The sequence below is a fragment of the Terracoccus sp. 273MFTsu3.1 genome, from assembly GCF_000383675.1.
Lineage (GTDB): Bacteria > Actinomycetota > Actinomycetes > Actinomycetales > Dermatophilaceae > Terrabacter.
On record NZ_KB911823.1, the window covers coordinates 429,504 to 450,943 of the forward strand.

A 21,440-nucleotide genomic window follows, 5' to 3' on the forward strand; every position below is an offset into this window, starting at 1 on the left:
TCGCCACGCTAGTGCGTACAGGCCTGCACCGCCGCCGTCACCGTGCCGTGGAAGTGGTCGTCACCGATGGCCTCGACCAGCCCGACCGAGTCGAGGCGGTGCCGCAGCTCCTGCGCGGCTCGTGCCACGTGGAGCTCGATGTTGCGCTCGCGGAGCCCGTCGAGCACCTCGCGCAGCGCCACCTCGGCGCTGGCGTCGATGTCGCTGATGAACGAGCCGTCGAGCACCACGTGTCGCACGGGCTTGGGCGCACCGTCCACGGCAGCCCACAGGCGGCGCTTGAAGTAGTGGGCGTTGGCGAAGAACAGGCGGTCCTGGATCCGGTAGACGACGACACCCTCGGTGACCCCCGCGTCGGGCTGGTCCGCGACGTCCACGTACCGGTCGTCGCCGGCGGACCACCCGAGCACGGCGTCCGCAGGTCGTGCGGCCCGTCGGATGATGTCGGCGACGGACAGCAGGACCGCCACGATGATCGCCTGGAGGACCCCGATCGTCACGACGCACACGACGGTGACGGCGGCGATGACGACCTCGACGCGGCTGCTCCGGGCCAGCTCACGCCACTGCGCCGGGTCAATGAGCTTGGCCGCCGCGTACACGATGACCGCACCGAGGACCGCCGAGGGGAGGTACTCGATCGGCGCGGTGAGGAAGAGCAGGATGACGGCGATCGTCCCCGCGGCTGCCAGCCCGCTGACCTGGCTCGTGGCTCCCATGTCGTCGTTGACCGCGGTGCGGGACCCGCTGGTCCCGACGGGGATGCTCTGCGTGACGCCGGCCGAGATCTGGGCCACCCCGAAGGCCAGGAGCTCCTGGTTGGCGTCGACGACCTCGTGGTGGCGAGCAGCGAAGGAGCGCGCCGTGAGGATGGAGTCCGAGAAGGCCACGAGGAACACCGCGAGGGCCGCGACCACGAGCGTGCCGAGGTCGGCACGCGACACGTCCGGCAGCTCGAGCGACGGCAGTCCCCGCGGCACGGGGCCGGTGACCGACACTCCGTGGGCCGCGAGGTCGAGCGCCCAGGACGCGGCGATGCCCAGGACCACGACCGCGAGGGCCCCCGGCAGCCGCCTGCTGATCCGGCCGGCGACGACGAGCAGCGCCAACGAGAGGAGGCCGACGAGGACCGTGGCGCCGTTGGCGCTGCCGAGGTGACCGACGATGTCGACCGTCTCGGGAACGGTCCCCTCCGCGTCGCTCGAGATGCCGAGGAGCTTGCCGAGCTGGCCGAGGATCAGCACCGCGGCGACGCCGGTGATGTAGCCGACGAGGACCGCCTGCGAGAAGTAGTCGGCGATCCAGCCGAGCCGGGCCAGCCTGGCCGCCAGGAAGACGACCCCCACCATGACCGCGAGCAGCGCCGCCAGCGCGGCGTACTGTGCGCTGCCGCTGGCGGCCAGCGGGCCGACCACGGTCGCGATCAGCAGCGACACCGTGCCCTCCGGGCCGACCACGACCCTGGGCGCCGACCCGAGCACCGCGTAGGCGAGCACCGGGACGAGCAGGGCGTAGAGGCCGGCGCTGACCGGGACGCCGGCCAGCTCGGCGTACGCCATCGCCGACGGCAGTGCCAACGCCGCGACCGTGACACCGGCCACGACGTCGGTCCGCAGGCGAGGCCGTGAGTACGTCGCGAGCGACCGCGCGAACGGCACGTACCGCGTCGAGATCGGCGGTCGCGTCGACGACGCGAACGCCCCACGACCCCGGTAGGCCCGGTCGAACGGCTTCACCCGACCAGCCAAGCGACCTGCACGACGACGCGCATCGCCCGATGGGGATCATTGCTCGTCCCCGGCTCTACTGCCGGTCGTCATTCATCGGTGGACGTGAAGGGACTCGAACCCCTGACCTCTCGCGTGTGAAGCGAGCGCTCTAACCAGCTGAGCTACACGTCCGGGCACCCCTGTGCCGACGTGAGGTCCGGCGGGCGTCGGGGTGACGGAGCCAAACAATAGCCGGTGGTGGCGCGGTCGCGGTAATCGCCCCTCGCGGGGCGCGTCTCAGTCGACGCCGGGCACCTGCGTCAGCAGCTGCTCGGCCCACTGGGGCACGAACGGCGGGATGCCCGCCCACGCGAGGTAGCCCCAGATGACGCCCCACACGATGAGCAGGGTGCCGAGGGCGACGAGGCCGCGCACCCAGATCGCCTGGTCCATGATCCAGTCGTTCCAGCGGCTGACGTGGCGCCTGGCGAAGTCGAGCCAGCGCTGGGCGAACTCGAACTCGCTCGCGAGGATGAGCAGGCCGAAGAAGACGACGAGCCACCCGGGGCCGGGTGCCGGGACCATGATGAGGCCACCGACGGTCACGATGCCGCCGACGAGGCCGACGGCCGTGCGCCAGACGAGGTGGGTGACGCGGTTGCGGCGCAGTCGCGCCCGCCAGGCCCAGCGGTCCTCCCCCGCGTCGAGCGTGACGTTGGGGTCGGAGTAGTCGACGGGAGGTCGGGTCTCGTCGCGGGTGCGGTCCTCGCCGGTCATGGGTCGCTGTCCCGCTCGGCGTTGGTCCGAAAGACCCGCTGCAGCTCGGTCGTGACGGGGCCGTCGGCGGGCAGCTCCCGGTCGTCGACGGCATGGACGGGCAGGACGTCCTTGGTCGAGCTCGTGATGAAGACCTCGTCGGCGGTGCGGAGCACGTCGAGAGGCAGCGTCTCCTCGCGGATGTCGAGGCCGGCGGCACGGCCCCACTCGATGGTGAGCTCGCGCGTGATGCCGAGCAGCAGCCCGGACTCGGCCGGCGGAGTCAGCACGACGCCGTCGACGACGACGAAGACGTTGCTCCCGGTGCACTCGCACAGCTCGCCGCGGGTGTTGCCGAAGACGGCCTCGACGGCGCCCGCCTGCTTGGCGCGCGCGAGGGCGACGACGTTCTCGGCGTACGACGTCGTCTTGAGCCCGACGACGGCCGATCGTTCGTTGCGGGTCCACGGGACGACGGTGAGCTTCCCGCTCGGCGGAGGGGGTGTCTGTGGCGCCGCGACGACGATGTAGGTCAGCGCCGCGTCGTCGCGGTCGGACCCGAGAGGTCCGACGCCCCCGGTGACGCTGTAGCGCAGCCGCCCGAAGTCGATCGCGGTCCCGTCGAGGACCGCGGCCACGCCCGCGTCGACGACGCCGAGGTCGACCGGAGGCAGACCGAGCCCGGCCGCCGAGCGCTCGAGACGACGGTGGTGGCGGGTCAGGGCGAACGGCGTGCCCGCGACGATCTTGGCGGTCTCGAAGACGCCGTCACCGACCGTGACCGAGTGGTCGAGGGCGGAGACGGAGGGGCCGTTCGGGTCGACGAGGTGGCCGTTGACCCAGACGCGCGTGGTCGTGCTCATGGTCCCTTCCTGATGGCTCGGCGACCGCCCGGAAGGCGCCCGACGGGAGCCCTCATGGTGTCACAGTGCCGGCGGCGAGCCCGATGAGGCGGGCCGCCTTGAGCTGGGTCTCGGCCCACTCCCCCTCCGGGTCCGAGTGCCACGTGATGCCGGCGCCGGTGCCGAAGCGCAGCCACCGCCGACCCTCCTCGTCGCGCTCGGCCCAGAAGGTGCGGATGCCGACGGCGAGGTCGGCCTCCCGGGCGTCGGCATCGACCCAGCCGACCGCGCCGCAGTACGGCCCGCGGGGCACCCTCTCGAGGTCGCGGATCGCCGCGAGCGCGCTCGACTTCGGGGCCCCGGAGACCGAGCCCGGCGGGTAGGCGGACGCGAAGACGTCGCTCCAGCCGACGCCCTCACGCAGGTGCCCGCTGACCGTGGAGACGAGGTGGACGAGGCCGGGGTGCGCCTCGGTCGCGCAGAGCTCGTCGACGGAGACCGACCCTGGCTCGCAGACACCCGACACGTCGTTGCGCATGAGGTCGACGATCATGACGTTCTCGGCGTAGTCCTTGGGCAGCATCTGCTCGGCGGTCGCGGCGGTGCCCTTGATCGGGCGGGTCACGAGGCGCGCGCCCCGACGCCCGAGGAAGAGCTCCGGCGAGGCGCCGACGACGTCGAGGCCTGCGTCATCGCACCGGATCCGTGCGGCGTGCGGCGCCGGGTTGCCTTCTCGCAGTAGCGCATCGAGCCCGTCGAGGTCGGCGTCATCGGGCAGCGCGTGGCTGAGCACGCGACAGACGTTGACCTGGTAGACGGTCCCGGACGCGATGCGCTCACGCACCTCGCGCACGGCGCCGACGTATGCCGTCCGGTCCAGTGAGGTGTGCCAGTGGCGGTCGAGCGGCTGCCAACCCACGGCGCCCGCGGCGGCCGCGGTGGCCGCGGTGGCCGGCCCGGCGGCATACGTCCTCGGAGTGACCTCGGCGAAACGCACGGCGGTGACGGCACCCTCGAACGTGGCCACGACGGCCCAGAAGCCCTCGCGCGTCATCGCGTCGAGGGCTTCCCGGCCGTGGCGGACGTCGACGACTCCGTGCGCGTCCCGGTCGGCGAAGCGGGCGTGGTCCACCCGCAGATCGTAGGGCCTAGGCGGAGAGGGCCTTCTCGATGTCGGCGGCGAGGTCGGCGGGCTCGGTCGTCGGCGAGTAGCGGCCGATGACGGTGCCGTCGCGGGCGACGAGGAACTTCGTGAAGTTCCACTTGATCTTCTTGCCGAGCAGGCCGCCCTTCTCGGACTTGAGCCACGTGTAGAGGGGGTGCTCGTCCGCGCCGTTGACGTCGACCTTCGAGAACATCGGGAAGGTGACGCCGAAGTTCTTCTGGCAGAAGGCGCCGATCTCCTCGTCGCTGCCCGGGTCCTGACCGCCGAACTGGTTGCACGGGAAGCCGAGGACGGTCATTCCCTGGGCGCGGTAGGTCTCGTAGAGCTGCTCCAAGCCGCCGAGCTGCGGGGTGTAGCCGCACTCGCTGGCCGTGTTGACGACGAGGACGACGTCACCGGCGTACTCGGCCAGCGACACCTCCTCGCCGTCGATGGAGGTGGCCTTGAAGTCGTGCAGGACGGTCACGGTGTCTCCTCTGTGGTCTGGCGTCCCCCCGATCCTCACCCCTGGAGACCCCCATCCGCGAATCGGCGGGCGGGTGCTGTTGTGCGGGAGTCCGGGAGTGCGGCGGCAGGGTGCAGCGTCGACGCGATGCGACGTGGCGGTGGTTCGGCGCCGTGGACCCGGCGGATGGGTCAGGTCCCCGCGTCGTCGGGCTCGGGGGGCACGTCCTTGCCGTCGCGCTCGTCGCGGTCGGCCCACTCGAGCAGCCGGCTGAAGTCGAAGACGGCGTCGTCGATGCCGGCGTGGAGGTCACCGAGGCGGGCGAAGCGGTCGGGCATGGTGGCGATGGTGAAGTCCTGCGGCTCGGCGTCGGCGATCTCGTCCCACGCCAGCGGGGCCGAGACGGTGCCGCGGGGGTTGCCCCGGACGCTGTAGGCCGCCGCGATGGTGTGGTCACGCGCGTTCTGGTTGTAGTCGACGAAGAGGTCCTTCGGCGACCGGTCCTTGCGCCACCACGTCGTCGTCACGTCGTCGGGCAGCCGCCGCTCGACCTCGCGGGCGAACGCCAGCGCCCCGCGGCGCACGTCCTTGAAACCCCAGTCGGGAGCGATCCGGACGTAGACGTGCAGGCCGGAGCCGCCCGAGGTCTTGGGCCAGCCGACCGCACCGAGCTCGTCGAGGATCTCGTGGGTCGTGGCCGCGGCCCGCCGCACCTTCTCGAAACCGCACTCGGGCATCGGGTCGAGGTCGATGCGCCACTCGTCGGGGCTCTCGGTGTCCGCGCGGCGGCTGTTCCACGGGTGGAACTCGACCGTCGACATCTGCACCGCCCAGATGACGTCGGCGAGACGGGTCACGCAGAGCTCGTCGGCGTGGAGGCCGTAGCGCGGGAAGTGCAGGCGGACGGTCTCGACCCACGGCGGGGCCCCGGCGGGCAGCCGCTTCTGGTGGACCTTGGGCCCGTCGACACCCTTGGGGAAGCGGTGGAGCATGCACGGCCGCTCGCGCAGGGCGTTGACGATCCCGGGACCGACGGACAGGTAGTAGTCGACGAGGTCGCGCTTGGTCTCGCCGCGCTCGGAGAAGTAGACGCGGTCCGGGCTCGAGAGGCGCACCGTGTGGTCGCCGACCTCGATCTCGACCGCCGGTGCCTTGCTCGCCGCAGCCATGGCCGACAGCCTACGGACCGGACGGGCGCCGGCGCGTGAACCGGCCCGTCGGGACACGCCCACGGACATGCGGAAGGGCCCGCCGACGTGAGTCGACGGGCCCTTCCAGCGGAGCGGACGACCGGGCTCGAACCGGCGACCTCAACCTTGGCAAGGTTGCGCTCTACCAACTGAGCTACGTCCGCCTGCCAGGCCCTCGGAACCGGGGCTCCGTGGGTGCGAGGTAGACCATAGCGGACCGTCGCCCGGTTGGCGAAATGCGCCGAAACCCGCTCTCGGAGTGGCCGTTCGGCTACTTGTCGACGGCCATCTCGCCGAGCTCGGACCACTGCGTCCCCTCGACCGTGGTGTTGACGATCTTCGGGGTCGCCGAGAGGTAGGCCGGCAGGTCGGAGGTGGCCCGGCGGAAGTGGTCGCTCTGCACGTGGGCGCCTCCGGCGGCGTCGTCACGGAAGGCCTCGACGAGGACGTACTCCGTCGGGTCGTCGAGGCTGCGCGACCAGTCGAACCACAGGCACCCGTCCTCGGCGCGGGTGGCCTCGGTGAAGGCCCGGGAGATCTCGGGCCAGTCGTCGGCGTGCTCGGGCTTCACGGGGAACTTCGCGGTGATGAAGATCAAGGCGGGTCACTCCTGGCTCTGAAGGGTTGGCGTGGCGTCCTGCATCGTCGCACTGCACCGGGGATGTGCCCACCGCGGTGACCGCACATCGACCAGCGCGTGCGACCGTCACTCCCGCGGAGTGATGTCTGCCGGAGGAAGCAGGCGTTCGATGGAGGCATGTGCCGCTGGATGGTGTACTCGGGTGACCCGATCCTCGCCGAGGACCTCCTCTTCAAACCGGAGCACTCGCTCATCGAGCAGAGTCTCCACTCCCGGATGGGCGCCACGACGACGAACGGCGACGGGTTCGGGATCGGCTGGTACGGCGACGACCCGAAACCTGCGGTCTTCAAGAGCGTCGACCCCGCGTGGAACGACGAGAACCTCCGTGAGCTCACCTCGCAGGTGCGGACGCGCCTGATGTTCGCGCACGTGCGGGCCTCGACGGGCACTCCCGTGCAACGGAGCAACTGCCACCCGTTCCGTCACGGCACGTGGCTGTGGATGCACAACGGCGCCGTCTTCGGCTTCCACGAGCTCAAGCGCGACCTGATGTTCGCGATCGACCCCTCGCTCTACCCCGACGTCGAGGGCTCGACCGACTCCGAGGCGCTCTTCTTCCTCGCCCTGACCTTCGGGCTGGAGGACGACCCGATCGGCGCGGTGGCCCGAGCCGTCGGTTTTGTCGAGGACCTCGCCGAGCGCCGAGGCATGAGCAACCCCGTCCAGGCCACGATGGCCACGAGCGACGGCGAGCGCGTGTGGGCCTTCCGCTACTCCTCGCAGCACCAGAGCCGGACCCTCTTCCACTCCACGAACGTGGCCCAGCTGCGCGAGCTCTACCCGGAGCTGGAGGGGCTCCGGTCGTTCGGGGACGAGACGCGGTTCGTCGTGTCCGAGCCGCTCCGGGACCTGCCGGGCGCCTGGCGTGAGGTGCCGGAGTCGTCCTGCGGCATCATCCAGCCCGGCGACGACGAGATGCGGCCCTTCGAACCGGTCCGCCCCACCCACGTGGCCTGACCCGTCCCCGACGACGACCACGCCCCGGGCACGCCCGCCCCACCCACGAGGCCTGACCCGTCCCCGACGACGCCATCGCCCAGGCACGCCGGACCCTGACGAGTGGTGGCGTGACCGGGCCCGTGCGCCCCCGAAGGACGGCACGGGCCGGATCACGCCCAAGGGAAGGGTCCGGTCAGAGGCCCAGGATCCGGGACTTCTGCGCCTGGAACTCCTGCTCCGTGAGCACCCCGGCGGCACGCAGCTCGCCGAGCTGCTGCAGACGTGCGAGGTCGGCGTCAGGGTCGGGGGCCGCGGGTGGAGGCGGTGGTGGCGGCGCGGCATACTGCGGCGGCGGTGCATACTGCGCCTGCTGCTGCTGCTGTTGCTGCTCCTCCTGCGCCGCCCACCGACCGGCCTGTCGCCGTGACACCCGGTTGGACACCGCCGTCGCGGTCCCGGCGACGACGGCCGTCCGCGCCACCCCACGTAGTAGTCCCATCGTGTTCTCCTCCATCTCGACTGCGGTTCGTCCTGGCACTGGCGCGCCGGTCACCCGACCGGCGCGGGTCGGGGCCGGCTACTCGGCCGGCTCGGAGTCGCCGGCCGCGGCCTCGAGGGCCTCGATCCGGGCGATGACCGCGTCGGCGGGGAGGCGGACGCTGGCGACCACCTCGGCCCCGGCACGTCGCATCGCGGAGACGAAGGGACCGGCCCACGTGTTCTCGTAGACGAGGACGGCCACCGCGTTGCCGGGCTGTACGAGGTCCGCCGCCGCCGCGAGGTCCTCCTCGTCGAGCAGATCGGACTCGACGCCCTCGAAGATCGCGAGGTCGAGCGTGCCGTCCCCGTCGAGGTCGGTGATGGCGACCGCGGTGACGGTCCCGTCGGCATCGCGGACGAGGCCCCGCATGTCCAGCACCCGGATGATGCCGGCGTCGACGAGCCTGATCAGCTCCGCCATCCCCTCACCCGTGAGCCGGGCACCGGGAAACTCCAGCGCGAGGTAGTCGATCGGTCCGACGTCGACGTTGACACTCATGTCTTCCTCCTTGGCGACTCTCCACTGACACACCGAGACTCGTCGCGCGACCATGACGCTGCATCGCTCCGCGAGGATGAGTTGCCCCGCTGTCCACTCCGAACGGCCGTCTCTACGGAGGGGCGTCGTGACCGGGCCCCGCGCGCCCCACCTGGTGCACGGCGGTGACGCCGATGCCCAGGGTCTCGAGGAGGGCCAGCACGCGCGCCAGGGCGTCGGGCTCGTCCATGGAGACGCTGAGCACCGTGGCACCGCTGTCGTCCCGTCGCGGGATGGGACCGAGCGAGTCGACGACGTCCGCGGTCAGCTCTCCGTCGACGACGACCTCGTAGACCTGCATGGTGACCTCACCTCCGAGAAACGCTAAATGTCGCTCATGGGCTCCCCTCGTGGTTACTCTCGGAGAGTCGGAGATTCCCCGCATCCACCAGCGGGGATGACCTCTCGGAGACAGGGACACCCCTCATGCCCGGTCCACGCCAGGCTCGAATGACCCCTCCCATGCAGTCGGCTGGGGTCATCGACCGCCCGCGCCTCGTCCCCCTGCTGGACCGAAGACCCGTCGCGGTCCTGGCCGGGATGGCCGGGTTCGGCAAGTCGACCCTCCTCGCCTCGGCGGTCGGCCGACAACGGATCCGCGGCGCGGGGCTGTGGCTGACCATCGACGACTCGGACCGTGACCCGGTCCGCCTCGTGTCGGACCTCCTGTCCGCGGCCAGTCTCGCGGGCATCGACGAGCTCACCGCGGCGATCGCCCCGCTGCGGACCTCGTCGCTGCGGGCCGAGCCGCTCACGCTCGTCGACGCGCTGCTCGAAGCCCTCTACGACACCGCCGAACCGCTCACCCTGGCTCTCGACGACGCGCAGCACCTCGCCGGGTCGAAGGCGTCGGCGGCCGTGGTCAACCACCTGCTGCGGTGGGCGCCGGCCAACATGCGCGTCGTCATCGGCGCGCGCGTCGTGCCTCCCCTGCGCCTGCAGCGCCTCCGGCTCGACGACCGGCTCTCCTACCTCGCCCACGACCAGCTCGCCTTCACCCCGGACGAGACCGCGCTGGTCGTGAAGTCGGCCGGGCTGGACCTCGATCCGGAGATCGTCGCGTCGATCCACGAGGCGACCGGTGGGTGGCCGGCCGGGGTGCGCATGGCGATGCTGGCGGCCCGTCAGATCGACCGACCCGGCAACGTGCCCTTGGAGCTGCGCCGCGACCAGGCGCTGGCGGACTACCTCGCGACGGAGGTGCTCGCGTCCCTGCCCGACGAGCTGAGGGACTTCGTCCTCGACAGCTGTCTGGACGAGCACGTCTGCCCGTCGCTGCTCGACAGCATCCGGGGGACGACCACCGCGGAGATGCTCCTCGAACAGTGTCTGTCCGAGGGCATCTTCCTCTCGCGCAGCACCGCGTCCACCGACGAGCCCTGGTTCAGCTGGCACCCTCTCTTCGCCACCCACGTCAGGCGACGCCTGGCGACGGACCGGCCCGAACGCGCCGCCGAGCTGCACGCCGCCGCCGCCGCCTGGTGGGTCCACCTCGATCCCCCGACCGCGATGCGGCACGCCCTGGCTGCAGGCGACGGTGTGAAGGCCGCGCAGATCTTCTCGGAGCACTGGCTGGCGCTCTTCCTCGAAGGTCGCGTCGACGCGGTCATGCATGCGATCGAGCACCTGCCGCACGACCTTGCCGACCACCCGGACGTGCACCTGGTCAAGGCGCTGGTCTTCGTGCGCGGTGGCCGGCTCGACGCCGCGCGCGCCGAGGTGGCCGCGGCGCGGACGAGGACGGAGCTGCTGCCAAGGCCGGCGAAGGAGCGCTTCGAGGAACGCACCGCTCTCGTCGACCTCTTCCTCACCGGGCACGACCAGGGTCTGCAGACAGCAGTGGACACCGGTGAGGCTCTCCTGGAGCGGCTCGCGCACGGCGACCGCGTGCCGGACCCAGCGGTCCAGGCATCGGTGCAGGCCTTCGTCGGCATGGGCGAGGCGCGCCTCCAGGGCCGCCCGGAGGTGCCCCTCGAGATGCTGCGTGCCTCGGCCGCCACCGCGCACGACACCGATCTGGTGGCCCTCGAGCTGACCGCGCTGGCCGAGTCCTGCATCCCCGCGATCGCCGAAGGTCGTCTGACCGAGGTGCAAGACCTCGCCGTCGACGTGCTCGACCGGGCCGCCGAGCGTGGCTGGGTCGGGCTCGTGACGCTCGCCCCTGCCGTCACCTACCTCGGCTGGCTGGACTACTGGAGGGGCAACCTGGCCCAGGCCCGGACCCAGCTCGAGCGCAGCCTGTCGATGATGGTGCCCTTCGACACGGAGCTGCGCGGCCTCACCCTGAACTTCCACGCGAAGACGTGCCTGGCGCTCGGCGACGTCAAGGCCGCTCGCGCGAGCATGTCGGAGATCAGCGCCATGAACCGGTCGGCCCCGGTCCCACCGTGGTGGCCCTCGATGCTCGCCGGACTGGAGGGACTGGCCCTCGTCGCCGAAGGCAAGACGAGCGAGGCCCTCGCGCTCGCGTCGTCCACCCCGACGGAGCCGGAGTACCGCCTCGCCTCCGCACACCGGGCGCGGGTCCTGTTGCGTGGCGGTGAGGCGGCCGCCGCGCTCACGGAGCTCGACCAGGGCCGGATCAGCAGCACGTTCGTGCACGTCACGTGCCTCTCGCGTTGCATCGAGGCGGAGGCCCTGGCCGCCCTGGGCCGCAACGATGCCCACGCGTCGCTCGAGCTCGCGCTCGCAGCTGCCGAGCCCGACCAGCTCTACGGGCCCTTCCTCGCCGGCGGCAAACGTATGGCCGGCCTGCTCAAGGCCCACCTGCGCCACGGGACGAGCCACCCGGCGGCGCTGACGCAGGTGCTGGCGCGCCTCGCGAGGGAGCACGAGCACGGCGTCCCGGGGTGGGGTGAGCGCCTGACGGACCGCGAGCGGGTCATCCTGCAGTACCTCGCCACCAACCTCACCAACGCCGAGATCGCCGAAGCCGAGTTCATCTCGCTCCACACGACCAAGACGCACATCGCGCACATCTACCAGAAGCTCGGCGTCGGCAGCCGACGCGCAGCCATCCGTCGCGCTGCCGACCTCGACCTCTACTAGATCGGCTCGAGGCTCCCTGCCGATCCCCATCTCCACCTCATCGGATGAGGCGGTTCGCCACCCTGCCGCGACATGCTGCGACGGAGAGGTGACGGGACCTCCCGACTGGAGAGGCGGCCGACATGCGAGCTGTCGTTGTCGTTGCCGGTGACGTCGACGAGCGCGACGTGTGGCCGTACGCCGTCTGGGCGGACAGCGACGGGACGAGCACCACGCTGAGCATCCACGTCCACGACAGCCAAGAGCTCGTCGGCGTGCTCTCCGCGCTCACCGCGCTCGGGCTCGAGGTCACCTCCACCCAGCTCATCGACGAACCCGGCGCCCCCGACCCTCCCGGGCCCATCCGCTGACCGGCCTCCCATCTCGCTCTCGGAGAGCGATGCTGCCTCCCGGTCCGGAGGGTGAACGTAGGGCTCGACAGCAGGTCAATCCACACATACGCCGCCGCACCCGGCGGCACGGAAAGGGCGGTCATCACCATGGACTTCTGGAGCTTCTTCTGGCTGCTCGTCTGGTCCTTCTTCTTCGTCGCGTACCTCATGATGCTCTTCCAGATCTTCGGGGACCTCTTCCGGGACGAGTCCCTCGGCGGCTTCGCGAAGGCCGTGTGGGTCGTCGTCCTCATCTTCTTCCCGCTGATCTCCGCACTGGTCTACGTCATCGTCCGCGGTCGGGGCATGGCGGAGCGCACCATGAAGCGCAACTCCGAGCAGATGGCGGCCCAGGAGGACTACATCCGCAGCGTCGCCGCGCCCAGGTCGTCGTCCGTCGAGGAGCTGACCCAGGCCAAGTCCCTGCTCGACTCGGGCGCGATCACGCCGGAGGAGTTCGCGGCGATCAAGACGCGGGCCTTGTCATGACCCCGACGGCCCCGGGGGCCGTTCGTCCCACCGGGTCCGTCGACCGCGACCGCCTGCTCGCCACGTTCCTCGGGCTGGTGGCGGTGGACAGCCCGACCGGTCACGAGGAGTCGATCGGCACCATCCTCGAGGCCCGGTACCGGGAGCTGGGCTGCACGACCACCAAGGACGACATCGGCAACATCGTCGCCGTCTACCCGGGCACCCGTCCCGGAACGATCCTCGTGTCGACCCACATGGACACGGCCGGCACCGACCGCGGGATCGTGCCCATCATCGGTGAGGACGGGGTGATCCGGTCCGACGGCTCGACGATCCTCGGGGCGGACGACAAGTCCGGCATCGCCGGGTGTCTCGAGCTGCTCAGGCTGCTGCAGGCCAACCGCGACTGGTCCTTCCCGACGATCGAGTTCGTGTCGACCGTCGGGGAGGAGCGAGGTCTGGTCGGCTCACGTCACCTCGACGTGAGCCGACTCGACGCGACGCACGGCTTCGTCCTCGACACCGCAGGAGTCATGGGGTCGATCACCTACTGGTCCCCCACCTCGGTCTACCTGACCATCACCGTCCACGGCCGCAAGGCCCACGCGGGCGTCGAGCCCGAGAAGGGCATCAGCGCGGTGCGGGTGGCCGCCCGGGCCATCGCCGAGATGCCTCTCGGACGCATCGACGAGGAGACGGTCGCCAACATCGGCACGATCCGGGGCGGCGAGGCGCGGAACATCATCCCCGACACCGTCGAGCTCGAGGGGATGGCGCGCAGCCACGACCAGGACAAGCTCGACCGCCAGCTGGCGGCCATGCGGACCGCGTGCGATCGCGCAGCCGACGAGGCCGGGGCGACCGTCGACTTCACCGCGGAGGAGATCTACAAGACGTACAAGATCGCCGAGGACGCCCTCCCCTACCGGGAGGCGGCCGCAGCGATCCGGTCCCTCGGGCTCGAGGTGTCACCTCGCAAGTCGGGTGGCGGCACGGACGGAAACTACTTCAACGCCAAGGGGATCCCGTGCGTGGCGCTGCCGACCGGCATGGTCGACGAGCACGCCACGAGTGAGCACATCGCCATCGACGACATGGTGCTGGCCTGCCAGACCCTCGTCGCGATCGTCACCCAACCAGCTCAGGAGGGAGCGCCATGAGACACCAGACCCTGGGTCGGACTGTCGCACCGGTGGTCGTGTCGGCCACCCTCGCCCTGGGAGGCTGCGCCACCGCCCCCGCGACTCAGGACCTCTGCAGCAACGCCAAGAACCTCACGACGGCGGTCGAGGAGATGCGCGCCCTCAAGCCGGACGGCACGAAGGTCACCGCCCTGACCGCCAAGGTCGATGCCGCCCTCGCCAAGCTCGACCAGTTCCAGGCCGTGACCGAGGGGCGGTTCGACTCCGCGGTCTCCACGCTGCGCGCGAACCTCGACGCGTTCCGGCAGACCCTGGCCGCAGCCAGCAACGAGGCGTTCACCGCCGCGGCACCGCAGCTCACGTCGTCGCTCAAGGACGTCAGCTCGGCGTACGCGGCCCTCAACGAGTCTCTCACCACCCAGTGCCCGACCGGTTGACCGGCCGGGCACCTCGACAGGAAGGAACGACATGAGCGTCAGCTTCGTGCTCGAGGCACTCGTGGTGCTCGGGGCGATCGTCATGGGCACCCGCGCAGGTGGCGTCGGGGTCGGCCTCTGGGGCGGCCTCGGCACCTTCGTGCTCGTCTTCGTCTTCCGCGAGCCGCCCGGCGAGCCGCCCGCAGCGGCCCTCGCGATCATCCTCGCCGTCGTCACGTCGGCCGCGATGATGCAGGCTGCCGGCGGGATCGACTGGATGGTCTACGTCGCGGCCGGGGTCATCGAGAAGCGTCCGAAGCAGATCACCCTCATCGCACCCCTCACGGCGTTCCTCTTCTCGATCGGCGCCGGCACGAGCAACATCATCTACCCGCTGCTGCCGGTCATCTACGACGTGTCCTACAAGAACCACATCCGCCCCGCGCGGCCCCTGACGGTGACCGTCGTCCAGTCGGGCATGGCGCTGGCCGCCTCACCCGTCTCGGCGGCCATGGCCGCCATGCTGACGCTCACCGAGGTGGCGCCCTACAACCTCGGCCTGACCCAGATCCTCGCCATCACCATCCCGTCGTGCGTCATCGGCATCGTCGTGACCTCGCTCGTCGTGAACCGCATGTGGAAGAACCTCGACGACGACCCCGAGGTGCAGGCCAAGATCGCCTCCGGCGAGCTCGCCGCACCCCAGCGGGCCGTCGAGGGCGAGTCGGCCTCATCGCGGCTGACGTACACCAAGGAGGGTCGCAACTCCGCCCTCGCGTTCCTGGCCGGCGTCATCCTCATCGTCGTCTTCGGCCTCTTCCCGCAGCTGCGGCCGGCCTTCGCAGCGGAGGGCGAGGCCGCCGTGCCGATCGACATGACGACGACCATCGTCATGGTGATGTTCGTCGTCGGCGTCGCGATCCTCTTCCTCGGGCGCCCCGAGGTCAAGACGGTCCCCGACCAGTCCGTCTTCAAGGCCGGCATGATCTCGGCGATCGCCCTCTTCGGGATCGCCTGGCTCACCGCCACCTTCATCTCGGCCCACGAGGACTACATCGTCAGCACCATCGGCGGCTGGGTCACGAGCTGGCAGTTCATCTTCGCGATCGCCGTCTTCCTCGTCGCGGCACTGACGACGAGCCAGTCCACGGCGACGCGGACCATCGTGCCCATCGGCCTGGCCGCGGGCCTGCCCGTGGGCGTCGTCACCGGCATGTGGGCCGGCGCCCTGAGCGGCGTCTACACCCTGCCCGCGAACGGCACGCAGATCGCCGCAGCCAACTTCGACCTCACGGGCACGACCAAGCTCGGCACGAAGCTGCTCGACCACAGCTTCTTCGTCCCCATGCTCGTCATGTCCGTGGTCACCATCGCCGTCGGCGCGCTGATCGGTGGGGTCTTCTTCTGACCCGGTCCCACCGCGCCCCCCTCACCACCACGAAGGAGAGACATGCAGGCCAAGGAGATCGCCGACAAGGTCCGGGCCCTGATGCCCGGGGTCATCGAGGACCTCGAGAAGCTGGTGGCGATCCCGTCGATCGCCTTCCCGGGGTATCCCTCGGAGCCCATGGAGCAGATGGGGGCCACGACGTTGCAGATGTTCCGTGACGTCGGCTTCACCAACGCCGAGCTCATGGAGGTGCCCTCGGGGTACCCGCCGATCTATGCCGAGATCAAGGGTCCGGAAGGCTCCCCGGTCGTGGTGCTCTACGCCCACTACGACGTCCAGCCGGCCCCGCCCGAGCAGGGGTGGACGAGCGACCCGTGGACGCCCACCCACAAGGACGACGGCCGCATCTACGGCCGTGGCGCCGCCGACGACATCAGCGGGCTCGTGAGCCACCTCGGCACGCTGCGGGTCTTCGACGGCAAGCCGCCGTGCACGGTCAAGCTGATCCTCGAGGGGATGGAGGAGACGGAGAGCAACCTCGAGGCCTTCGTCGAGGCGCATCCCGAGCTCTTCGCCTGCGATCTCTTCGTCATCTGCGACATGGGCAACCTCCGTGTCGGCGAGCCGGCTCTGACGACGGCCCTGCGCGGGGACGTCGCCTGTGTCGTCACGGTGCGCACGCTCGAGCACCCCCTCCACTCGGGTGTCTTCGGCGGTCCGGCTCCCGACGCCATGATGGCTCTCGCGCGACTGCTCTCGACCCTGCACGACGACGACGGCAACGTGGCCGTCGCCGGTACCTCAACCACCACCTGGGACGGGGCGGACCTCACCGAGGACGACTTCCGGTCGAGCGCCGACGTGCTCGACGGCCTCGAGCTCACCGGCACCGGTCGCATCGGTGACCTCCTGTGGGCGCGCCCGTCCGTCAACGCGATCGGCATCGACATGACGAACATCGCGACCTCCTCGAACGTCCTGATCCCCGAGGCCCGGGCCAAGATCTCGATGCGCATCGTTCCCGGGTCCGAGCCGGAGGCCGAGCTCGACGCGCTCGTGGCACACCTCGAGACCCATGCACCCTGGGGGGCGAAGGTCGAGGTCCAGCGCACCAAGGCTGCTCCCCCCTTCCTCTGCAAGACCGACGGGCCGGGCTATGCCGCGGCGCGCGACGCCCTGGCCGAGGCCTTCGGCCGCCCTGCCGGGGAAGCGGGCTGCGGCGGGTCCATCCCGCTGCTCCGCACGCTCGAGACGGCCGCCCCGGGCGCGGAGTTCGTGCTGTGGGGACCGGAGGACGTCGCGGCCTCGCGGATCCACGCGTCGGACGAGAGCGTCGATCCCAGCGAGATCGAGAAGATGATCGTGGCCCAGGCCCTGCTGCTCCAGCGACTCGCCGAGGGCGCTGGGGCCGGGTCCGGGTAGGCCACGGCGGCCGGCAATGACGGGGGTCGTCGCGGTCTTCGCCCTGCTGGTCGTCGTCTTCGTGACCCAGTCGGCTCGCGTCGGCCGGGCGCACCTGACCGGCCCCATCGTCTTCGTCGCGTCCGGCATCGGCGTCGGTCTCGTCCTGACGGGCGGGACCGAGGCCGAGACGAGTCGCACCATCGCGGAGGTGACGCTGGCGCTGACCCTCTTCCACGACGCAGCTCAGCTGCAGCCGCGCGAGGTGCGGAGTGACTCGGTCTTCACCGGCCGGCTGCTCCTCATCGGTCTCCCCCTCACGATCGCGGCCGGCTACCTGTTGGCACGAGGAGTCTTCCCCGGCTCCAGCGCCTGGCTGGCGCTGCTGCTCGCGGCGACGCTCGCACCCACCGACGCCGGACTCGGCGCCGCCACCGTGCTCAACCCGGTCGTGCCGGTGCGGGTGCGCCGCATCCTCAACGTCGAGAGCGGTCTCAACGACGGGATGGCCACTCCCGTGGTGCTGTTCGCCATCGCGGCCGCCGCCGGTGCGGCGCCGGAGGACGCCCTCGTCCACGCGCTGCGCGAGCTGGCGATCGGCAGCGTGCTCGGCATCGCCGCCGGGTACGCGTCCGGCCGGCTGATCGAGCGGTCGCGCCGAGCCGGCTGGGCGGAGTCGACGCTGTTGCCCGTCGCGACGCTCTCGGTGCCCGTGCTTGCGTACTACGGAGCCGTCGAGGTCGGCGGCAACGGGTTCGTCGCCGCCTTCGTGGCCGGGACGGCATACGCAGCCGCCCAGACGGACTCGCAGCACACGCACGCCGGCCTGGAGATGACCGACCGGCTCTCCGCGCTGCTCGGGTTCGCCGTGTGGCTGATCTTCGGGATCACGGTGGCCCATCACCTCGACTGGATGGCGCGGTGGCAGAGCCTGCTCTACGCGGCGGTCTCGCTCACCGCCCTGCGGATGGTCCCCGTGGCGCTGTGTCTCGTGGGGACGGGACTGCGACGGCGCACCGTGCTCTTCGTCGGCTGGTTCGGTCCGCGTGGGCTCGCCTCGGTCGTCTTCGCGCTCATCACCTACGAGACCCTCGGCGCGGCGGACCCTGACGTCCAGACGGTCATCGGCGCCGTCGCCACGACCGTGCTCCTCAGCGTCGTCCTGCACGGTCTGTCCGCCGGGCCCTGGGCGCAGCGGTACGGGGACTGGGCCCGACGCACCAGGCCGGAGGTCGAGACCCAGCCCGCGGCAGAGCCCATGGCGGTGCGCCGGTCGGTCGGCGGGCACACGACGTACGGGTCGCCGGACGGAGCGGTGACGCCGCCACGGTGACGCGCCACGGTGACGCGCCCTAGATCCCGCGCCAGGTCGAGGTGGCGCGGCCGATGCGTTCCGAGAGGCCGGAACCGACGACCACCCCGACGGCGATGGCGACGATGCTCAGGAGGGCGTTGACGAAGTCGCCGAGGCCGGCGGCCTGGTCGACCCCGACGATGCGCGCCACCCCTTGGAGGCCGAGCGCCCCGGGCACGAGCATCCAGAACGTCGGCAGGAAGGTCACCGGGACCGGAGGACCGCTGCGGCGGCTCTGGATCGCGTAGCACACGGGCAGCACGACGGCCGCGGCGAGGAAGCTCGCGCCGAGCGTGCCGATGGCACGTCCTGACACCGCCTGGACTCCGTAGGCGACGTAGAGCACGACGAGCAGCCATCCGAGCGTGCGACGCGGCGCGGACGAGGCGACGAACTGCCCCACCCCGAAGACCAGCACGCCCACCCACGGCGCCCACGCTCCCAGGGCCTCGGGCGCATGGCCCACGGGCGGAGGCAGACCCGACAGCTCGGCCCCCATCGCGATGCCGAAGGTCAGCACGAGCAGGCGCTCGAGCCCGTAGACCAGGCGGGCGGAGCCGGCCAGCATGTCCCCCGTCGACAGCTCCACGGTCGCCATCGTGAGCGCAGCCCCGGGCAGGAAGGTCACGAGCGCCGGGATGACGATCTCCAGCGGCGGCGCGTCCAGTGCCGGTGCCACCCACTGGAACACGATGGCCGTGACCACCGTCGCGGTCACGACGGGAAGCACGAGCGAGAGCAGGGGCTCGCGGTCGGCCCACCACCGGAGGCCGCCGACGAGGAAGCCGATGAGCAGGAACGCCGGCAGGGCGCTGGCCGTGGGGTTGAGCATGAGACCGAGGCCGACGGTGAGGACACCGCTGGCGAGGACCGACACGCCACCACCGAAACGCGGCCGTGACTCCACCAGCGCATCGAGGCGCTCGTGCGCGACGTCGGCGTCCACCGAGCCGTGGCGGATGTCGTCGATGAGCCGGTAGAGCGCGTCGACCTGGTCGAGCCGCAGGGGCACGCTGCTGCCGGCCTGGAAGTCCATCCGGCTCGAGTCCCCCGTGTCGATGCGCACGAACACGCCGGTGGGCACGACGAAGAAGGTCACCCCCGTTGCCGCGTACACGGCGGCCACCTGCTCGAGGATCTGGGTCACGCGCTCCGTCGCGTCACCGGCACGGGACATGACGACACCGAGATGGCGGAGCAGGTCGAGGACGGCCTCGGGAGGCGGCGCGTCGAAGTCCTCCGGCTCCGGGTCCGTGGCAGGACCCAGGGGCGCGAGGTGTCCCTGCGCGATCTCCGCGACGCGCGACCACCAGCGTCGGCTCACCGACCGCACGTGTGCACCCGGTGTGACGAGCCCCCCGGGTGCCGGGTCCGCATCGCTGGACACCTCCCCAGCGTGGCAGCCGGGCCCGTCGCCAGAGTCATCCTCCACGGGTGACTCTCTCGGGCGGTGCGCAACCTAGATTCGAGGAGCGCGAGAGGCGCGTGTGCGTGGCGGAGGGAGCACAACCATGGCCGAAGCGAGTACGTCAGCCGGGTCCGGGAGGTCCGGACGGGCGGCAGCGCAGACCGCGGCGAGCGCGGGTGGTGTGCTGGCGGCCACGTGCCTGTCGACCTTCGTGGTCAACGCCAACACCTCGGCGGTCAGCATCCTCCTGCCAGCCATCAGTGCCGACACCGGCATGGACGTGACGACGCTGCAGTGGGCGGTCACCGGCTACTCACTCGTGGGTGCGGCCGTCATCGTGACGTCGGGCTCGCTCGGTGACGTCTTCGGCCGCAAGCGGGTCTTCCAGCTCGGCCTGATGCTCTTCGTCGTGTCCTGCATCTTCATCGCGCTCTCGTCGTCCGGAGGCGCGGTCATCGCCGGCCGCGTCATCCAGGGCGCGGCCGGTGCCACCATCCTCGCCTGTGGCCTGAGCCTGCTGTCCGTCGCCAACGACGGTGAGGCCCAGCTGCGTGCCGTGTCGCTCTGGGGGGCCGCCGCGGCCGTCGGCGCCGCGGCCGGGCCGCTCATGGGTGGCGTGCTCGTCTCGGTGATGGGCTGGCAGGGGCTCTTCTGGGTCGACGCCGTGATCGCCGTGGTCTGCATCCTCATCACGTACCGAAGGGTCTCCGAGTCGCGGGACACGACCCGGTCGCGCTCGATCGACTACGCCGGCTCGCTGCTCATCGCGTTGACCTTGGCACCGCTCATCCTCGCGCTGAGCAAGGGCGGGGACTGGGGGTGGGCATCGGTCGCGACGATCGCGTGCCTCGCCATCGGCGTGGCTGCAGGATTCGCCTTCGTCGCCGTCGAGCGGCGCGTGGCGGTACCGATGCTCGACCTCGCCCTGCTGCGCAACCGCGTCCTCGTGGGATCGACGGTCGCCATCCTCATCGGTGCGGGCACCATCAACGCCCTGATGTACCTGCTCAGCCTCTACTTCCAGGACCCGAACGCCCTCGGCTTCACGACGCTCCAGGCGGGTCTCGCGACGCTGCCGGCGACCATCGGGCTCGTCGCCATCGCCGCTGCCGTGCCGAAGCTCACGGCCCGCCTGGGCGGGCGCCAGGTGGTCGCCGTCGGCTTCCTCCTGACAGCCATCGGATTCGCGGTGATCGGCTTCGTGGACGCGGACTGGGCCTATCGCGCGTTCCTCCTGCCCCTGCTCGCCGTCGCCGTGGGGATGGGGATGTCCAACGGCCCCGCGTCCTCCGCGTCCACCGCGTGCGTGCCGGAGAAGCAGGTCGGGTCCGCGTCGGGTGTCTCGAACATGGCGCGCTACGTGGGAGCCGCGGTCGCCACGGCGCTCGCCGCGACGATCTACGGCGCCGTCATCGCCGACGGCACCGCGAAGGGACGTCCACCGGCCGACGCCCTGGCGTCAGGCCTGGCGACCACGTCCTGGGTGATGGCCGGATTCAGCCTCGCCGGAGTGCTGATGGCCGTCCTCATGGGACGCCACCAGGCCGCCACGGGCACGATCCACGACTCGGCGGCCGCTGCCGCGTCCACTGCCATGACACTGCGCACGACGGCGACCGGTGCCGTGGCGACGGGAGCTGCGAAGGGCGCCTGAGGGCGTACCTCGTCGTCG

At 71.1% G+C, this 21,440-nt stretch carries 21 protein-coding genes and 2 tRNA genes; 10 read left to right on the top strand and 13 right to left on the bottom strand.

The window, feature by feature from the left end; translation table 11 throughout:
* Nucleotides 1-8 precede the first annotated feature (8 nt).
* From H283_RS0114915 to H283_RS0114955, 9 genes are all read right to left on the bottom strand, one after another.
* A complete protein-coding gene (locus H283_RS0114915; RefSeq protein ID WP_020144331.1) occupies nt 9-1,736 on the bottom strand; it encodes a SulP family inorganic anion transporter in 1,728 nt (575 codons plus the stop codon).
* Nucleotides 1,737-1,827: 91 nt separating this feature from the next.
* A tRNA-Val gene (locus H283_RS0114920) sits at nt 1,828-1,901 on the bottom strand.
* A gap of 105 nt (nt 1,902-2,006) precedes the next feature.
* Nucleotides 2,007-2,486, bottom strand: a complete 480-nt coding sequence (locus tag H283_RS0114925) for a TIGR02611 family protein (RefSeq protein ID WP_020144332.1) — start codon at nt 2,484-2,486, stop codon at nt 2,007-2,009.
* Entirely contained in the window at nt 2,483-3,328 is an 846-nt protein-coding gene (locus H283_RS0114930; RefSeq protein ID WP_020144333.1) for an aminotransferase class IV, read from the bottom strand. Before H283_RS0114930 ends, H283_RS0114925 begins: the two co-directional genes overlap by 4 nt.
* A gap of 52 nt (nt 3,329-3,380) precedes the next feature.
* Nucleotides 3,381-4,439, bottom strand: coding sequence for a chorismate-binding protein (locus H283_RS0114935; RefSeq protein ID WP_020144334.1), 1,059 nt, complete (start codon nt 4,437-4,439; stop codon nt 3,381-3,383).
* A gap of 16 nt (nt 4,440-4,455) precedes the next feature.
* A complete protein-coding gene (locus tag H283_RS0114940; protein ID WP_020144335.1) occupies nt 4,456-4,938 on the bottom strand; it encodes a glutathione peroxidase in 483 nt (160 codons plus the stop codon).
* Between the two features lie 170 nt (nt 4,939-5,108).
* A complete protein-coding gene (gene ligD / locus H283_RS0114945) occupies nt 5,109-6,086 on the bottom strand; it encodes a non-homologous end-joining DNA ligase (RefSeq protein WP_020144336.1) in 978 nt (325 codons plus the stop codon).
* A 112-nt stretch (nt 6,087-6,198) separates the two neighbouring features.
* Nucleotides 6,199-6,271 (bottom strand) — tRNA-Gly (locus tag H283_RS0114950).
* 107 nt (nt 6,272-6,378) lie between these two features.
* Nucleotides 6,379-6,705 carry a putative quinol monooxygenase gene (locus tag H283_RS0114955; RefSeq protein ID WP_020144337.1) on the bottom strand — a complete coding sequence of 109 codons (327 nt, stop codon included), beginning with the start codon at nt 6,703-6,705 and terminating at the stop codon, nt 6,379-6,381.
* A gap of 159 nt (nt 6,706-6,864) precedes the next feature.
* Between H283_RS0114955 and H283_RS0114960 the strand changes: the two genes are divergently transcribed.
* Nucleotides 6,865-7,707 carry a class II glutamine amidotransferase gene (locus H283_RS0114960; protein ID WP_231372289.1) on the top strand — a complete coding sequence of 281 codons (843 nt, stop codon included), beginning with the start codon at nt 6,865-6,867 and terminating at the stop codon, nt 7,705-7,707.
* Between the two features lie 175 nt (nt 7,708-7,882).
* Here the strand turns inward: H283_RS0114960 and H283_RS0114965 are convergent, their stop codons facing one another.
* From H283_RS0114965 to H283_RS0114975, 3 genes are all read right to left on the bottom strand, one after another.
* On the bottom strand, nt 7,883-8,188 hold the full coding sequence (locus tag H283_RS0114965) for an SHOCT domain-containing protein (protein ID WP_028785616.1): 306 nt from the start codon (nt 8,186-8,188) through the stop codon (nt 7,883-7,885).
* 78 nt (nt 8,189-8,266) lie between these two features.
* Nucleotides 8,267-8,728, bottom strand: coding sequence for a DUF6325 family protein (locus H283_RS0114970; protein ID WP_020144340.1), 462 nt, complete (start codon nt 8,726-8,728; stop codon nt 8,267-8,269).
* A gap of 112 nt (nt 8,729-8,840) precedes the next feature.
* Nucleotides 8,841-9,068 carry a hypothetical protein gene (locus H283_RS0114975; protein ID WP_020144341.1) on the bottom strand — a complete coding sequence of 76 codons (228 nt, stop codon included), beginning with the start codon at nt 9,066-9,068 and terminating at the stop codon, nt 8,841-8,843.
* Nucleotides 9,069-9,229: 161 nt separating this feature from the next.
* Here H283_RS0114975 and H283_RS0114980 point away from each other — a divergent pair, with 161 nt between their 5' ends.
* From H283_RS0114980 to H283_RS25305, 8 genes are all read left to right on the top strand, one after another.
* Nucleotides 9,230-11,815, top strand: a complete 2,586-nt coding sequence (locus H283_RS0114980) for a LuxR C-terminal-related transcriptional regulator (protein ID WP_020144342.1) — start codon at nt 9,230-9,232, stop codon at nt 11,813-11,815.
* A gap of 122 nt (nt 11,816-11,937) precedes the next feature.
* Nucleotides 11,938-12,165: a hypothetical protein gene (locus H283_RS0114985; RefSeq protein WP_020144343.1), complete on the top strand. Its 228-nt coding sequence runs from the start codon at nt 11,938-11,940 to the stop codon at nt 12,163-12,165.
* Between the two features lie 129 nt (nt 12,166-12,294).
* Nucleotides 12,295-12,675, top strand: coding sequence for an SHOCT domain-containing protein (locus tag H283_RS0114990; protein ID WP_020144344.1), 381 nt, complete (start codon nt 12,295-12,297; stop codon nt 12,673-12,675).
* The gene (locus H283_RS0114995; RefSeq protein ID WP_020144345.1) at nt 12,672-13,817 is read left to right on the top strand and encodes a M20/M25/M40 family metallo-hydrolase; all 1,146 of its coding nucleotides are present in this window, start codon (nt 12,672-12,674) and stop codon (nt 13,815-13,817) included. The genes H283_RS0114990 and H283_RS0114995 overlap by 4 nt, the downstream gene beginning before the upstream one ends.
* On the top strand, nt 13,814-14,236 hold the full coding sequence (locus H283_RS0115000; RefSeq protein ID WP_156023210.1) for a hypothetical protein: 423 nt from the start codon (nt 13,814-13,816) through the stop codon (nt 14,234-14,236). Before H283_RS0114995 ends, H283_RS0115000 begins: the two co-directional genes overlap by 4 nt.
* Nucleotides 14,237-14,267: 31 nt before the next feature.
* A complete protein-coding gene (locus H283_RS0115005) occupies nt 14,268-15,623 on the top strand; it encodes an anaerobic C4-dicarboxylate transporter family protein (RefSeq protein WP_020144347.1) in 1,356 nt (451 codons plus the stop codon).
* 42 nt (nt 15,624-15,665) lie between these two features.
* Nucleotides 15,666-17,027 carry a M20/M25/M40 family metallo-hydrolase gene (locus tag H283_RS0115010; protein WP_020144348.1) on the top strand — a complete coding sequence of 454 codons (1,362 nt, stop codon included), beginning with the start codon at nt 15,666-15,668 and terminating at the stop codon, nt 17,025-17,027.
* 16 nt (nt 17,028-17,043) lie between these two features.
* On the top strand, nt 17,044-18,339 hold the full coding sequence (locus H283_RS25305) for a sodium:proton antiporter (RefSeq protein ID WP_020144349.1): 1,296 nt from the start codon (nt 17,044-17,046) through the stop codon (nt 18,337-18,339).
* Between the two features lie 19 nt (nt 18,340-18,358).
* On the opposite strand, the gene H283_RS0115020 is transcribed toward H283_RS25305, so the two are convergent.
* Nucleotides 18,359-19,684 (bottom strand): threonine/serine exporter ThrE family protein, encoded by a 1,326-nt coding sequence (locus tag H283_RS0115020; RefSeq protein ID WP_020144350.1) that lies wholly within the window; start codon nt 19,682-19,684, stop codon nt 18,359-18,361.
* 187 nt (nt 19,685-19,871) lie between these two features.
* On the opposite strand from H283_RS0115020, the gene H283_RS0115025 reads away from it, so the two are divergent.
* The gene (locus H283_RS0115025; protein WP_028785618.1) at nt 19,872-21,422 is read left to right on the top strand and encodes an MFS transporter; all 1,551 of its coding nucleotides are present in this window, start codon (nt 19,872-19,874) and stop codon (nt 21,420-21,422) included.
* Nucleotides 21,423-21,440 lie beyond the last annotated feature (18 nt).

What these genes read in the sequence shown, in the direction of transcription:
- H283_RS0114925 (WP_020144332.1), bottom strand. Translation starts at nt 2,486, where the DNA reads ATGACCGGCGAGGACCGCACCCGCGACGAGACCCGACCTCCCGTCGAC.
- H283_RS0114930 (WP_020144333.1), bottom strand. Translation starts at nt 3,328, where the DNA reads ATGAGCACGACCACGCGCGTCTGGGTCAACGGCCACCTCGTCGACCCG.
- ligD (WP_020144336.1), bottom strand. Translation starts at nt 6,086, where the DNA reads ATGGCTGCGGCGAGCAAGGCACCGGCGGTCGAGATCGAGGTCGGCGAC.
- H283_RS0114960 (WP_231372289.1), top strand. Translation starts at nt 6,865, where the DNA reads ATGTGCCGCTGGATGGTGTACTCGGGTGACCCGATCCTCGCCGAGGAC.
- H283_RS0114965 (WP_028785616.1), bottom strand. Translation starts at nt 8,188, where the DNA reads ATGGGACTACTACGTGGGGTGGCGCGGACGGCCGTCGTCGCCGGGACC.
- H283_RS0114970 (WP_020144340.1), bottom strand. Translation starts at nt 8,728, where the DNA reads ATGAGTGTCAACGTCGACGTCGGACCGATCGACTACCTCGCGCTGGAG.
- H283_RS0114975 (WP_020144341.1), bottom strand. Translation starts at nt 9,068, where the DNA reads ATGCAGGTCTACGAGGTCGTCGTCGACGGAGAGCTGACCGCGGACGTC.
- H283_RS0114980 (WP_020144342.1), top strand. Translation starts at nt 9,230, where the DNA reads ATGCAGTCGGCTGGGGTCATCGACCGCCCGCGCCTCGTCCCCCTGCTG.
- H283_RS0114985 (WP_020144343.1), top strand. Translation starts at nt 11,938, where the DNA reads ATGCGAGCTGTCGTTGTCGTTGCCGGTGACGTCGACGAGCGCGACGTG.
- H283_RS0114990 (WP_020144344.1), top strand. Translation starts at nt 12,295, where the DNA reads ATGGACTTCTGGAGCTTCTTCTGGCTGCTCGTCTGGTCCTTCTTCTTC.
- H283_RS0114995 (WP_020144345.1), top strand. Translation starts at nt 12,672, where the DNA reads ATGACCCCGACGGCCCCGGGGGCCGTTCGTCCCACCGGGTCCGTCGAC.
- H283_RS0115000 (WP_156023210.1), top strand. Translation starts at nt 13,814, where the DNA reads ATGAGACACCAGACCCTGGGTCGGACTGTCGCACCGGTGGTCGTGTCG.
- H283_RS0115005 (WP_020144347.1), top strand. Translation starts at nt 14,268, where the DNA reads ATGAGCGTCAGCTTCGTGCTCGAGGCACTCGTGGTGCTCGGGGCGATC.
- H283_RS0115010 (WP_020144348.1), top strand. Translation starts at nt 15,666, where the DNA reads ATGCAGGCCAAGGAGATCGCCGACAAGGTCCGGGCCCTGATGCCCGGG.
- H283_RS25305 (WP_020144349.1), top strand. Translation starts at nt 17,044, where the DNA reads ATGACGGGGGTCGTCGCGGTCTTCGCCCTGCTGGTCGTCGTCTTCGTG.
- H283_RS0115025 (WP_028785618.1), top strand. Translation starts at nt 19,872, where the DNA reads ATGGCCGAAGCGAGTACGTCAGCCGGGTCCGGGAGGTCCGGACGGGCG.